We start from the raw sequence: 13320 nt of genomic DNA on the forward strand, positions 1-13320 counted from the left end.
CGGAAGGTGACAGCGAAGTTTACAGGAAGCCGACCTGCCTGAGCCAAGCTTCGCACAGGCGCGGCCAGAGCGAGACCGGCTGATCCTGCGTGTCGAGCGCGAAGCCATGGGGGGCGTCGGCGAAGATGTGCAGTTCCGCGCTGCCGCCCGCATCCTGCCAGGCGCGATCCAGGCGATGGGCGTTTTCGACCGGCACCACCGGATCATTTCCGGCATAGACGATGAAGGCCGGCGGCGGGCCGGGCAATAGTTGCGCGTCGGGCTGAAGCGCGTCGTAGAGCGCCTGCTTTTCCACCGGCGGCAGCGGCGGCTTGTCGGCGACGATGGTGCGCCCTTTGGCATTGGTGGAGATGGGCGCATAGCCGATCACCATGACATCGGGCCGCTGTGGCGCGACATCGCCCCAGTCCGCCGGATAATGCGCGGCGAGGCAGGTGGCGAGATGGCCGCCCGAGGAGAGGCCGACGACGCCGACGCCATCGGGCGCCAGGCCGGAGGCGCGGATCATGCGCATCGCGGCAAGCGCATCGTCGAGCGGCGCGGACGGGCCGGTGCCGGCATGGGGGAAGCGGTGGACGAGGACGAAGGCATGATAGCCGAGCGACGTCAGCCATTGCGCGACCTGAACCCCTTCGCGTCCGGCCATCAGCGCGACATAGCCGCCGCCGCCCAGGATGAGCATGGCGCGGCCATTGGGCCGGTCCGGCGCATAGCCGAGCAGCACCGGGCGATCGACGGCGGTGACGACCGCCTGTTCGGGCGCGGCATTGGCGTCTTCCAGCGCGAAGGCGCCGCTTGGCGCATCGCGCAGCGGCCAGACCAGATCAGCAGCGAGCATCGGATACTCCCATCGGGCAGCCATGGGTGGGATAGGCCTCGCCATCCAGTTCCACGGCCTCGCGCACGACCTCCAGCCGATCGCCGGCGTCGCGCATTTCGTAAAATTTGGCGATCGCCCGCTTGAACGGGCGGTGGAGGACCAGCATCAGCTTGCCATCGAAGCTGTGGAACAGCATGCCATGGCCGCTGTCCTGCATGATGAGCGGGCCAAGCTGTTCCCACGGGCCGGCGAGCGTGCCGGATGTGGAGCGGGCCTGCGCCTGGACATAGCCGCCCTTCCCCCAGCTCGACCAGAGCATCAGCAGGGTGCCGTTTTTGGTGCGATAGAGTTCGGGACCGTCGGTGACATAGCCCATGTCCCCTTCGGGCTGTTTCTGGCCAATCACCCAGTCGGCCTCATTGGCGCGGAACAGCAATTGCGGCTTGCCGGCGGGCGAGAGATCGTCCTTCAGCGGCAGCGCCTCCATCGTGCCGACGCCCATCTGCAGCCATTCATGGGCATAGACCATCCAGGGCTTTCCGGCCGGATCGACATACAGGCTGCCGTCGAGCGTCATGGCATCAGGTCCGGTGACCGGCTCACCCTTGTGGATAAGTTGGTAAGGACCATCGACGCGATCGGACACCGCCAGCAAGGTGGCGCGGCGATAATTGGGGCGCTTGCCGCTGGCCGGGATTGCCGCCTTGTCATTGTGGAAGGTGGCGAAGAGATAATAGCGCCCCTTCCAGCGATGCACCTCCGGCGCCCAGCCGCCGTCATTGGCCCAGCTGTCCTTCGGCAGGGCGAAGACCAGCCTGGGTGTCTGCCAATGGGCGAGGTCGGTGCTGGCATAGGCCATGATGCCGATGCGCGGATCGCCGGTGACGGCCGGGTCATTCTTCGAGAAGAGCCAGTAGGTTCGGCTCGCCTGTTCCGCCACGACGAAGGGGTCATGGATGCGCAGATGCGAGGTCAGCAGCGGCGCATCGGCCGCCGCCACCGGGGCGGCGAGCGTCAGCAGCAGGGCGGCGAGCCAGCGGCGCATCAGCTGGCCAGCCTGTTGCCATAGCCGATGATGAGGGTGGCGAGGATCAGCAGGCCGACGCCGCTCCACACCATGCGGCGGACCGCCGGCGCAGCATCCTTCCACTCGCGGAAGGCAAAGCCCCAGCAGGTACCGAAGATGATGATCGAGGCCATGTGCAGCGTCCAGCTGGAGAAGCCGAAGCGGCCCATCTGGCTTTCACCCATGGTGTAGAAGAAGAACTGGAAATACCAGGCCGTACCCGCCACCGCGCAGAGCAGGAAATTGAGCAGCAGCTTCGGGCGCTGGCCCGAGGCATCGGGCGCGCCGGCCCACTGGCCCGCCGACTTGTTCCTGGCGATCAGCCAGCCGCACCAGAGCGCGTTGGTGATGAGGCCGCCGAACATGACGAGGCAGAGGGTGGGAAGACCGGTCCAGAGCGGACCAGTGCCGGCGGCGGCCGAGAGCGCCTTGACCGGCTCACCGGCGGCAAGGCCGAAGGCGAAACAGCTCGACATGATGCCGGAAAAGATGGCGACGGCGATGCCCTTTTTGAAATCGAACTCGGCGACGACGGCCGCCTTCTGCTCTGTCGAGAGCGCGGCATCCTTGCGGGCGCCGGCGCGGGCGACGACGACGATGCCGAGCACGGTGACGGCAAGGCCCAGCAGGACGATCTGGCCATGCAAGGTGCCGGCAATCTCCGTCATGAAGCTGCCGTCGAAGATCGGCGGGATCAGCGTGCCGAAGACGGTGCAGAGGCCCAGCACCACCGCCATGCCGAGCGAGAGGCCGAGATAGCGCATGGTAAGGCCATAGGTGAGGCCGCCAAAGCCCCAGAGAAAGCCGAAGAAGATGCACCAGCCGACCACGGATGAGGGCACCTGTGCCATCACGCCCATCAGGTCGTTGGTCTGGACCGAGGCGAAGAACCAGGGCGCGATCACCCAGGAGAAGATGCCGCCGGTGAGCCAGAAAATCTCCCAGTTCCAGCGCTTCACGCCACGGAAGGGGACATAGAAGCTGGCCGAGGCGAAGCCGCCGAGCCAGTGGAAGAGAACGCCGAGCAGGGGATTGGGGGTCATAGCGCAAGTCCCAGACGATAGAGGCGATTGGCGTTGCCGGCGAACATGGCGCGGCGATCGGCTTCGGGGAAATCCGACACGATGGCGTGATAGGATTCCATATAACGGTCGATCGGGCCGAACAGCTTGTCGGTCGGCGTGTCGCTGGCAAAGGCACAACGATCGACGCCGAACATGTCGATCGCCTCATGCACCAGCGGCGCGATGCCCGCCATGGTCCAGTCGCGGCGGATGAAGCCCATGCCGGACAGCTTGACCGCGACATGAGGCAGCGCGGCGAGCGCCTTCATGCCCCGGCGCCAGTCGTTGAGGCCATCCGGATCGGTCAGCACCGGCATGCCCATATGGTTGATGATGACCGGGATGTCGGGATGCCGCTCGATCAGCGGGACGAGGCCGGGCATCTGCCCCGGATAGCATTGCAGGTCGAAGGAGAGGCCATGTTTGGCGAGCAGGCCATAGCCCGCCTGCCATTGCGGATCGACGGTGAGGTCGACCGGGCCATAGGTGCGCTGGGGATCGGCATGCCAGTTGACGATATGGCGGATGCCCCTGACGCGGGGATGGGCGGCCTGGGCGGCCAGCAGCGCATCGACATCCGGGTCGTTGAGGGCGGCGAAGGCAACGAAGCCGGTAGGGAGGCCGTCGACGGCGGCAAGCGTGTCGAGCCACTGGGTCTCGCGCAGCGCGCTGTCCGCGGCCGCGCCGGCATCGACATGGACGGCGCCGATGACGTTCCAGCGGGCGAGGTCTTCGCGATAGTCGGCCACGCCATAATTGCGGGCGATCGGCTCCACGCTGCCATTGGGGCCATCGTCCGAAAAGGGCGGGCTCAGCCAATCGTAGCGAATATGATGGAGATCCCACAGATGGATATGGGCATCGACAAAGGGGATCATGCGTCCTCTCCCATGAACAGTTCAGCAGCCTCTTTTCCGTTCGGGCCGAGCGTGGCGAAGGCTTCGACTTCGCTCAGCCTGCCCTTCGACAGGCTCAGGGCGAACGGGGGAGACTGGCGTAAATCGCGGCGCGCCGGGCTCTTGAATGGCCGGTCGCGCCGCGGATAGGCTTGGATCAGAAGGTGGTGCGGCCGCCCGAGGTGTCGAAGGTCGACGCCGTGGTGAAGCTGCATTCCTCGCTGGCCATGAAGCAGACCATGGCGGCCGATTCCTCGACCAGGCCAAGCCGGCCCATCGGGATCTTCGAGCGCATATAGTCGACCTGGCTCTGCGGCAGCTGTTCCAGGATCGGGCTTTCGAAGGTGGCCGGGGTCAGGGCATTGGCGATCACGCCCTTGCCCGCCAGTTCCTTGCCGATGCTCTTGGTGAGGCCGATGACGCCGGCCTTGCTGGCCGAATAGGCGCTGGCGTTGGGATTGCCTTCCTTGCCTGCGACCGAGGCGAGGTTGACGATCCGGCCATAGCCGTTTTCGAGCATGAAGGGCACGACTTCGCGGTTGCAGTAGAAGAGGCCGTTCAGGTTGATGTCGATCACTCGCTGCCAGCTGTCGACCGGATAGTCCCACACCGTGGCGGTCGCGCCAGTGATGCCGGCCGAGCAGACGAGGACGTCGATCTTGCCCAGCGCATCCGCGCTGGCCTTGGCGGCGGCGGCGACGGCGGCCTGATCGGAGACGTCGAGCGCAACCACATGGGTCGCGCCGACTTCTTGGCTAGCAGCGGCGAGGGCGTCGGCATTCAGATCCCACAGGACCACCTTGCCGCCTTCTTCGACGATGCGCTTGGCAACCAGCTTGCCCAGGCCCGATGCGCCACCGGTGACGATGGCGCAGCGACCTTCATAGCGTCCGGAAAAGACGCTCATCCGAGCACCTCGTCACCCAGGTGGCGCCATTCCACGACATTCTGCTTCTGGCTGCCGAGCTTGGCGATGCCCAGTTCCATGACGTCGCCGGCCTTGAGGTAGACGGCTTCGGGCTTCTTGCCCTCGCCCACGCCCGGAGGGGTGCCGGTGATCATCAGGTCACCGGGGTAGAGGGTGATATATTCGCTGACATAGGAGATGAGCTGGGCGACGTTGAAGATCATCGTCCTGGTGTTGCCGGTCTGCATCCGATCGCCATTGACGTCGAGATACATGTCGAGATCCTGCGGGTTGCCGATTTCGTCGGCGGTCACCAGCCAGGGGCCGACCGGGCAGAAGGTGTCATGGCCCTTGCCCTTGCTCCACTGGGTGCCGCGCTGCTTCTGGTTGAAGCGTTCCGACACGTCGTTGACGAGGACATAGCCCGCGACCTTCGACAGCGCGTCTTCTTCCGACACGAAGCGGCAGGTTTCGCCGATGACGACGCCCAGTTCGACTTCCCAGTCGCCATGGGTCGAACCCTTGGGCAGCATCACTTCGTCATTGGGGCCATTGAGCGACGACAGCGCCTTCATGAACATCATCGGCTCGGTCGGGATCGGCAGGTTGGATTCGATCGCATGGTCCTCATAGTTGAGGCCGATGGCGACGATCTTGCCGATGCCCTTGACCGGCACGCCATAGCGCGGGTCGCCATCGACGACGGGGAGCGAGTCCACGTCGACGCCCTTGGCGGCGGCGAGGCTCTCGATCGTCAGGTCGGCGACGACGCCGGACAGGTCGCGAATCTTGCCCTCGGCATCGATCACGCCGGGCTTTTCCTGGCCACGCTGGCCGAAACGAACAAATTTCATGGGATCAGTCTTTCTCTGTTCAGGCGATCAGTGGGTATAGGGACGGTGCATCGCGATGTCGGGGTTCAGGTCAACGCCGAAGCCCGGCTTGTCGAGCGCGGTCACCTTCATGCGGCCATTTTCGGGCACCGGTTCACCCAGCAATTGCGGGTGGAACATCGGCACCACCTCCGTCGGCCCCGGATGCATCATCAGGAACTCGGCGAAGGGCGAGTTGTGGCGGGTGATGACGAAATGATAGCTGTAGACCGACGAGCCATGCGGCACGACCATCTTGCCATGGGCGTCGGCGAGCGCGCTGATCTTGAGCAATTCGGTCACGCCGCCGCACCAGCCGACGTCGGGCTGGATGACGTCGCAGCAATCCATTTCCATCAGCATGCGGAAGCCCCAGCGGGTCGCTTCATGCTCGCCGGTGGTGACCAGCATGCCCTTGGGCACGTTGCGCTTGAGTTGCTGGTAGCCCCAATAATCGTCCGGGCTGATCGCTTCCTCGATCCACTTGAGACCCAGCTCATGCGCGGCGATGGCAAGGCGGGTGGCATAGTCGACGTCAAGCGCCATCCAGCAGTCCCACATCAGCCAGAAATCATCGCCGACCTTGGAACGCATGTCGGCCAGTTCGGCGATATTCTTCTTGAGGCCCTCAATGCCTTCGGCCGGGCCATGGTGCAGCGCCATCTTGCCGCCGATGAAGCCGAATTCCTTCGCCTTGTCCGGGCGCGCGCCGGTGGCGTAGAATTGCAGTTCGTCGCGGACCGCGCCGCCGAGCAGATGATAGACCGGTTCCTGGCGCAGCTTGCCGAGCAGATCCCAGAGCGCGAGGTCGACGCCGGAGATGGCGTTGATGACCAGGCCCTTGCGGCCATAATATTGGGTCGAGAAATACATCTGGTCCCAGATCTTCTCATAGTCGGTCGGCGACCGGCCTTCGAGGAAGCGGGCGAGATGCTTTTCGACGATATAGGCGGCGGGCTCGCCACCGGTCGTCACGGCGAAACCGACGGTGCCGTCTTCCGCCTCGATCTCCACCACCAAGGTGCCGAGCACATTGATGCCGAAGCTCTGCCGCGACTGGCGATATTCGGGATATTTCGACATCGGCGTCGCGATGTGATCGTCGATCCAGTGGCCTTCGCCCTGGTCATGATAATCGGCACCGCCGCCGCGCACGGTGAAGGCGCGGACATGCTTGATCTTCGGCAACGTCACGATGGGCACGCTGAAACTCCCTTGGGCCAGACCCATCGCAAGGGGATGGGCAATAACACTTCCACCATATGGACAAAATGCGCACAACGTGGGGCAATTGAGGGGAAGAATCGCGTCCAGCCTCTCCTACACCCTTGTTTTTCTCATTTTGTGGGATAGAGTGTTAGTAGATGAGACAAAATACGTCAAACCCGGAATCGGGTCCGCGAGAGGAAAAGTCGAAGACGCAGGGGTCGCAGACCCTTCAGCGCGGGCTGGACCTGCTCGACCAGGTGATCGACGGGCCGGTGAAGCTCGCCGACCTGTCCGAGCGCATGGGCCTGACGCGCTCCACCACCCATCGCCTGGCCAATGCGCTGGTCGAGCGCGGTTTCCTGACCTTCCTGCCGCGCGAGGGCTATCAGCTTGGCCCCAAGCTGCTGCAGCTCGGCTTCCTGGCGCAGAGCCAGGCCGACGTGGTGCAGATTGCCCGCCCCCATCTGGAAGCGCTGGCCGCCGCGAGCGAGGATGTGGTGCATCTGGGCCGGCTGGACGGCGACCAGGCGCTCTATCTGGACAAGATTCCCGGCCGCCGCCGGGTCGAGATTTCGAGCCGGATCGGCGATCGCCATCCGCTGACATCGACGGGCCTGGGCAAGGCGCTGATGCTGGACGACCCGGAGGCGGGCTGGACCCGGCTGCTGGAAAGCGAGCGGGAGAACGGCACCCATGATGCCGACCCGGCCACATGGCTGGAGCGGATGCGCGGCTATGTCGCGGCGGGGCGCGCGTTCGACCTGGAAGAGAATGAGGACCAGATACGCTGCGTCGCCGCGCCGATCCGCGATGCGTCGGGCGCGATCGTCGCCGCAATCAGCCTGTCGAGCGCCGCCCAATATATGGACGATGAGCGCATGGCATCGCTGAGCGACGAGGTCCGTGCCGCCGCGCAGAAGGTCAGCGCCGACCTGGGCTGGACCCCCGGCGTCAAATCCCCCCGCCGCCCGGTGCGGCGCTAATCCAAGGAAATGCTCGCATGAAGCTGCTTGAAGGCAAGACCGTCCTCGTCACCGGCGCATCGACCGGCATCGGCCGGGCGGCCGCCATCGGCGCCGCCCAGCATGGCGCCGACGTCGTCATCAACTATGCCCATAGCGACGGCCCGGCCGCCAGCTGTGTCGCCGAGATCGAGGCGCTGGGCCAGCGCGCGATCGCGGTGAAGGGCGATGTCGCCGATCCGCAGACCGCGCAGGACTTCGTCGCCAAGGCGGTCGAGGCGTTCGGCAAGGTCGACGTGATGGTCAGCAATGCCGGCATCTGCCCGTTCCACGGCTTCCTCGACATGCCGGTCGACGTGGTGGAGCGGACCTTCAAGGTCAATCTGCACGGCGCCTATTTCATGGTGCAGGCGGCCGCGCAGCAGATGGTGAAGCAGGGCCATGGCGGGTCGATCGTCGCGGTCTCCTCCATCTCCGCACTGGTCGGCGGCGAATTTCAGACGCACTACACCCCGACCAAGGCCGGCGTGCATTCGCTGATGCAGTCGACGGCGATTGCACTGGGCAAATATGGCATCCGCTGCAACAGCGTGCTGCCCGGCACCATCCTGACCGAGATCAACAAGGATGACCTGGCCGATGTCGAGAAGCGCGAATATATGGAAAAGCGCACGCCGCTCGGCCGCCTGGGCGCACCCGAAGACCTGGCCGGGCCGATCGTCTTCCTGGCGTCGGACATGGCCGCCTATGTCACCGGCGCAGCGCTGCTGGTCGACGGCGGCATGTATGTGAACCTGCAATAAGATATTGAGCGCCGTCATTCCCGCGAAAGCGGGGATGACGGTATTCAGGAAACAGGACATCGCCGATGAGGATCGCCACCAAAGCCGCCGCCGCCCTCGCCCTGCTGGCCACGCCCCTGCCGGCGCTGGCGACGCAGCCGGGCGACACGATCCTGATCGCCAGCGATTCGACCGCGGCCAATTACAAGAAGGGCAATTATCCCCAGACCGGCTGGGGCATGATGCTGGGCTGCGGCCTGGCGCCCGAGGTGCGGGTGTCCAACCATGCGATGGGCGGCCGGTCGACCCGTACCTTCATCGAGGAAGGGCGCTGGATCAAACTCATGAGCGAGCTGATGCCCGGCGACACGGTGCTGATCCAGTTCGGCCATAATGACGCCTATCGCGCCAAGCCGCAGCGCTGGGCGCCGGCGCAGACCGACTATCGCAACAATCTGCTGCGCTTCATCTGGGACGTGCGCGGCGCGGGCGGCACGCCGGTGCTGGTGACGCCGGTGACGCGGCGCAGCTTTGGCGCCGATGGCAAGGCCAAGGCCGACTTCGCCGAATATTCCGCCGTGATGCGCGAACTGGCGGCGAGCGCCCATGTGCCGATCATCGATCTGGAAGCGCTGTCGCGCGCCTGGGTCGACCGGGCCGGGCCGGACAAGGCGAAAGCCTATTTCCTCCACTACAAGGCGGAGGACAAGATGCCCGGCTTCCCCAAGGGGATCGACGACGATACCCATTTCAGCGAACTGGGCGCGCGCAATGTCGCCGATCTGGTCGCCGGCGGCCTCAAGGCGCTGAACCTGCCGATTTCGGCCAAAGTGCTGACGAGCCGGCCGGCGCTCAAGCGGACCACGCCGCTGGGAAGGACCGAATGCCAATGACCATGCTTGACCGTCGCGGCCTGTTGACCGGTGCTGCCGTTGCTGCCGCGCTTGCGCCGATGGGCGACGCGCTGGCGCAGAGCTTTCCGCTGTCCCAGGGGTTTGTCCGCTTTCCGATCTGGCCGGGCAAGGCGCCGGGCAGCGAGCATGTGACGGTGAAGGAAGTGGAGACGCTGCGCCGGCCCGACAGCGGGCCGGACGATGGCGTGTTCGCCCATATCGTCACCCCGACCCTGACCCTGTTGCGGCCGGCAAAGCCCAATGGCGCGGCGATCATGCTGATCCCCGGCGGCGGATACAGCCGGGTGGCGATCGGCCATGAGGGCTATTCGATCGCGCGCCGCTTTGCCGAGGCGGGCTATGTCTGCTTCGTGCTGCTCTATCGCCTGCCCGCCGATGGCTGGGCCGCCGGGGCCGAAGCGCCGCTGCAGGATGCGCAGCGCGCGCTGCGGCTGGTGCGCAGCCTGGCGGGCAAGGAGAAGTTCGACGCCAATCGGGTCGGCGTGATCGGCTTTTCGGCCGGCGGGCATCTGGCCGCCTGGCTGACCAGCCGGACGCCGGTGGAAAGCTACAAGCCGGTCGATGCCGCCGATCGCGAGCCGATCAAGGCCGCCGTCGCCGCCTATATGTATCCGGTGATCCAGATGGAGGGGCCGTTCGTCCACAAGGGGTCGCGCACGCAATTGCTGGGCGAGAATCCTTCGCCCGAACGGATGCGTGCCTATTCGCTGGACCAGGATGTGAGCGCGCAGACGCCGCCGGTGTTCCTGGCCCATGCGATCGACGATCCGGCGGTGCCGGTCGACAACAGCATCGCCATGCTGGCGGCGCTGCGGGCGCAGAAGATCCCGACCGAATGCCATTTGTTCGAAAATGGCGGCCATGGCTTCGGCATCACGGCCCAGGCCAAATCAGCCGCGCCCTGGCCCGATCTGTTCCTGGCCTTTGCCAAGAGGCATGGCGTGTGACCCAGCATAAGGTTGCCCTGTTCGTCACCTGCCTGGTCGACATGATGCGCCCGCGCATCGGCTTTGCCGCGATCCGCGCGCTGGAGGCGGCGGGCTGCGACGTGATCGTGCCCGAGGGCCAGACCTGTTGCGGCCAGCCGGCGCTCAACAGCGGCGACACCGATCATGCGATCGCGCTGGCGAAACAGACGATCGTCGCGCTGGAACCCTATGAAGCGGTGGTGGTGCCGTCGGGGTCGTGCGGCGGCACGATCCGTTGCCATTATCCAGAGCTGTTCGAGCATGATCCCGCATGGCTGCCGCGTGCGCAGGCGGTGGCGGCCAAGACATGGGAGATCATGGCCTATCTGGACGAGATATGCGGGTGGAAGCCCGAGGGCGTGCAGATGGAGGCCAAGGCGACCTATCATGACAGTTGCTCGGGGCTGCGCGAGCTGGGCGTCAAGGCGCAGCCGCGCCGGTTGCTGAAGCCGATCGCCGGGCTGGAGCTGACGCCGCTGGCGGGCGAGGAGACCTGTTGCGGTTTCGGCGGCACCTTCTGCGTCAAATATCCCGCGATTTCCAACGCGATCGTCGGCGAGAAGGCGGACGCGATCGAGGCGACCGGCGCCGACCTGCTGCTGGCCGGCGACCTCGGCTGCCTGATGAACATGGCGGGCAAGCTCAACCGCCAGGGCAGCAAGGTGCGGGCGTTCCACGCGATCGAACTGATCGCCGGCATGGGCGATGGCCCGGCGATCGGGGAAGAGGCATGAGCGGCGCACCGGCCGAAGCGACCAGTTTCAAGGACCGCGCCGACGCGGCGCTGGCCGACCGCATCCTGAAGGTCGCGGTCGAGCGGACGGCAGGCACGGCCGAGGCCAAGCGCGCGGTCGCGGTCGACGCCTTTCCCGATTTCCAGGCAGCGCGCACCCGTGCGGCGGCGATCAAGGACCATGTCGTCGCCCATCTGGGCCATTATCTGGAGCAGTTCGAGGCGAACGCCATCGCCGCCGGGGCGAAGGTCCATTGGGCGCGCACCGCCGACGAGGCCTGCGACATCGTCATCGCCCTGTGCAAGGCGGCGAAGGCCAAGAGCGTCGCCCGCTCCAAGTCGATGCTGGGCGAGGAGATCGGCCTGCCCCATGCGCTGGCCGAAGCGGGCATCGGCCGGGTCGAGACCGACCTTGCCGAACATATCATCCAGCTGGCCGACGAGCGGCCCTCACACATCATCTGGCCGGCGATGCACAAGACCCGCGAGCAGGTGTCCGCCCTGTTCAAGGCGAAGCATCGCACGCCGCATGAGGAAGAGACGATCGCCGCTATGGCGGAAAGCGCGCGGCGCGAGCTGCGCACGCAGATGCTGGGCGCGGATGTCGGCATTTCCGGCGCCAATTTCCTGATCGCCGACACCGGCGCGATCTGCACTGTCACCAATGAGGGTAATGCCGAGCTGTCGCTCGTCCCGCCGCGCGTCCATATCGTGACCGCCGGGATCGAGAAGATCGTGCCCAGCATGCCCCATGCCGTGCATATGCTGCGGATGCTGGCGCGGTCGGCGACCGGCGCGGCGTTGACCCAGTACACGACCTTCTACACCGGCCCCAAGCGCCCCGGCGACCGGGACGGGCCGGAAGAGATGCATATCGTGCTGGTCGACAATGGCCGCACCCAGATGCGCGAGGAAGGGCTGGCCGAGATGCTGCGCTGCATCCGCTGTGGCGCCTGCATGAACCATTGCGTGGTGTTCCGGCAGATTGGCGGCCATGCCTATGGCGGCACCTATCCGGGGCCGATGGGCGCGGTGCTGACCCCGGTGCTGGACGGGCTGAAGCAGAGCCGCGATCTGCCCAATGCCTGCACCATGAACGGCAAGTGCCAGGAAGTGTGTCCGGTGCGCATCCCGCTGCCGACGCTGCTGCGCGGCTGGCGGGAGAAGAGCTGGCGCGAGGGGCTGGAGCCGCAATCCTTGCGCGCGGGGCTGGGCCTATGGGCCTGGGTCGCGACCCGGCCACGGCTCTATCGGATCGGCACCAGCATGGCGGTGCGGGCGATGCGGCTACTGGGCAGCAAGGGCTGGATCAGCAAGTTGCCTCTGGCGGGCGGCTGGACCCGCTATCGCGACATGCCCAAGCCGGCGGCGCAGACCTTCATGGAGCAATATCGCAAGGAAAACGGCCGATGAATGCGCGCGAAGCCATCCTCAGTCGGCTGAAAGATGACAGCGACATTGACATAGCGGCGGAGGCTGCGGCGCTGCTCGGCACGCCGGAACGGCCGGCGGTCGATGTCGCCCATGTCGAGGCGGAATTTCTGGCGCGGCTGGCGCTGCCCAGCGTCAGCGCCAGTCATGACGTTATCGAAACGATATCGGATCTGCCCGCTGCGGTCGCGCGCTATCTGGACGCGCAGGGCGAGGCGCGCGCGCTGTGCCTGCCGCCCGACCCGCGCCTGTCGGGCTGCGACTGGAGCGGCTTTGCCCTGCATCAGGGCGCCGCGCCCGACGAAGCGGCGGCGCTGGCGATCGCGCGCAAGGGGATTGCCGAGACCGGGTCGCTGGTCTTCGAGACCAGCCCGCAGGCGCCGATGCTGCCCAATTTCCTGACCCTGCACCATCTGGTGCTGCTGCGCGTGGCGGACATCGCCCCCTGGCTGGAGGAAGCGCCGCTGGCCGGGCCGCAGCCGCGCGCCCATTATTGGGTCACCGGCGTGTCGGGTACGACCGATATCGAGGGTACCTATGTGCGCGGCGCCCATGGCCCTCGTTTCCTGCACGTCATCCTGTTACGCGGCGACTTTCCTCATATGTCGGAACAATAGTCCACATTCCGGGAAAACAGGCTTACATTCGCCGCCTGCGCCGTTATAAGCTTCCGCAAAGTTTAGATGGAGATTTCCG

At 65.8% G+C, this 13320-nt stretch carries 15 protein-coding genes; 7 read left to right on the forward strand and 8 right to left on the reverse strand.

Features of this window, described 5'->3' with window-relative positions; translation table 11 throughout:
* Positions 1 to 19 precede the first annotated feature (19 nt).
* From ACUCV3_RS24945 to rhmD, 8 genes are read right to left on the reverse strand one after another with little or no spacing between them, the layout of a single operon-like run.
* The gene (locus ACUCV3_RS24945) at positions 20 to 838 is read right to left on the reverse strand and encodes an alpha/beta hydrolase (RefSeq protein WP_482241299.1); all 819 of its coding nucleotides are present in this window, start codon (positions 836 to 838) and stop codon (positions 20 to 22) included.
* Positions 825 to 1865 carry a glycoside hydrolase family 43 protein gene (locus ACUCV3_RS24950; protein ID WP_482241300.1) on the reverse strand — a complete coding sequence of 347 codons (1041 nt, stop codon included), beginning with the start codon at positions 1863 to 1865 and terminating at the stop codon, positions 825 to 827. The genes ACUCV3_RS24945 and ACUCV3_RS24950 overlap by 14 nt, the downstream gene beginning before the upstream one ends.
* Positions 1865 to 2929, reverse strand: a complete 1065-nt coding sequence (gene rhaT, locus ACUCV3_RS24955; protein WP_482241301.1) for an L-rhamnose/proton symporter RhaT — start codon at positions 2927 to 2929, stop codon at positions 1865 to 1867. The genes ACUCV3_RS24950 and rhaT overlap by 1 nt, the downstream gene beginning before the upstream one ends.
* Positions 2926 to 3828: an amidohydrolase family protein gene (locus tag ACUCV3_RS24960; RefSeq protein WP_482241302.1), complete on the reverse strand. Its 903-nt coding sequence runs from the start codon at positions 3826 to 3828 to the stop codon at positions 2926 to 2928. Before ACUCV3_RS24960 ends, rhaT begins: the two co-directional genes overlap by 4 nt.
* The gene (locus ACUCV3_RS24965; protein WP_313228658.1) at positions 3825 to 4061 is read right to left on the reverse strand and encodes a hypothetical protein; all 237 of its coding nucleotides are present in this window, start codon (positions 4059 to 4061) and stop codon (positions 3825 to 3827) included. The genes ACUCV3_RS24960 and ACUCV3_RS24965 overlap by 4 nt, the downstream gene beginning before the upstream one ends.
* A complete protein-coding gene (locus ACUCV3_RS24970) occupies positions 4004 to 4753 on the reverse strand; it encodes an SDR family NAD(P)-dependent oxidoreductase (RefSeq protein ID WP_097385001.1) in 750 nt (249 codons plus the stop codon). The genes ACUCV3_RS24965 and ACUCV3_RS24970 overlap by 58 nt, the downstream gene beginning before the upstream one ends.
* Entirely contained in the window at positions 4750 to 5607 is an 858-nt protein-coding gene (locus tag ACUCV3_RS24975; RefSeq protein WP_063976044.1) for a 2,4-didehydro-3-deoxy-L-rhamnonate hydrolase, read from the reverse strand. The genes ACUCV3_RS24970 and ACUCV3_RS24975 overlap by 4 nt, the downstream gene beginning before the upstream one ends.
* 27 nt (positions 5608 to 5634) lie before the next feature.
* Positions 5635 to 6855 (reverse strand): L-rhamnonate dehydratase, encoded by a 1221-nt coding sequence (gene rhmD, locus ACUCV3_RS24980; protein WP_482241303.1) that lies wholly within the window; start codon positions 6853 to 6855, stop codon positions 5635 to 5637.
* A 134-nt stretch (positions 6856 to 6989) separates the two neighbouring features.
* Between rhmD and ACUCV3_RS24985 the strand changes: the two genes are divergently transcribed.
* The 7 genes from ACUCV3_RS24985 to ACUCV3_RS25015 all read left to right on the forward strand — a co-directional run bounded on the left by ACUCV3_RS24985 (position 6990) and on the right by ACUCV3_RS25015 (position 13241).
* Complete coding sequence (locus tag ACUCV3_RS24985) at positions 6990 to 7817, forward strand: IclR family transcriptional regulator (RefSeq protein WP_004209343.1); 828 nt, start codon at positions 6990 to 6992, stop codon at positions 7815 to 7817.
* A 17-nt stretch (positions 7818 to 7834) separates the two neighbouring features.
* Complete coding sequence (lra1, locus tag ACUCV3_RS24990; protein ID WP_004209342.1) at positions 7835 to 8599, forward strand: L-rhamnose 1-dehydrogenase Lra1; 765 nt, start codon at positions 7835 to 7837, stop codon at positions 8597 to 8599.
* A gap of 65 nt (positions 8600 to 8664) precedes the next feature.
* On the forward strand, positions 8665 to 9471 hold the full coding sequence (locus ACUCV3_RS24995) for a rhamnogalacturonan acetylesterase (protein WP_482241304.1): 807 nt from the start codon (positions 8665 to 8667) through the stop codon (positions 9469 to 9471).
* The gene (locus tag ACUCV3_RS25000) at positions 9468 to 10439 is read left to right on the forward strand and encodes an alpha/beta hydrolase (RefSeq protein WP_482241305.1); all 972 of its coding nucleotides are present in this window, start codon (positions 9468 to 9470) and stop codon (positions 10437 to 10439) included. The genes ACUCV3_RS24995 and ACUCV3_RS25000 overlap by 4 nt, the downstream gene beginning before the upstream one ends.
* A complete protein-coding gene (locus ACUCV3_RS25005) occupies positions 10436 to 11194 on the forward strand; it encodes a (Fe-S)-binding protein (protein WP_482241306.1) in 759 nt (252 codons plus the stop codon). The genes ACUCV3_RS25000 and ACUCV3_RS25005 overlap by 4 nt, the downstream gene beginning before the upstream one ends.
* Positions 11191 to 12606, forward strand: a complete 1416-nt coding sequence (locus tag ACUCV3_RS25010) for a lactate utilization protein B (RefSeq protein ID WP_048936817.1) — start codon at positions 11191 to 11193, stop codon at positions 12604 to 12606. The genes ACUCV3_RS25005 and ACUCV3_RS25010 overlap by 4 nt, the downstream gene beginning before the upstream one ends.
* Positions 12603 to 13241, forward strand: coding sequence for a LutC/YkgG family protein (locus ACUCV3_RS25015; RefSeq protein WP_048936818.1), 639 nt, complete (start codon positions 12603 to 12605; stop codon positions 13239 to 13241). Before ACUCV3_RS25010 ends, ACUCV3_RS25015 begins: the two co-directional genes overlap by 4 nt.
* The last annotated feature ends 79 nt before the right edge of the window (positions 13242 to 13320 follow it).

It is taken from the genome of Sphingobium sp. VMM (genome assembly GCF_056790315.1).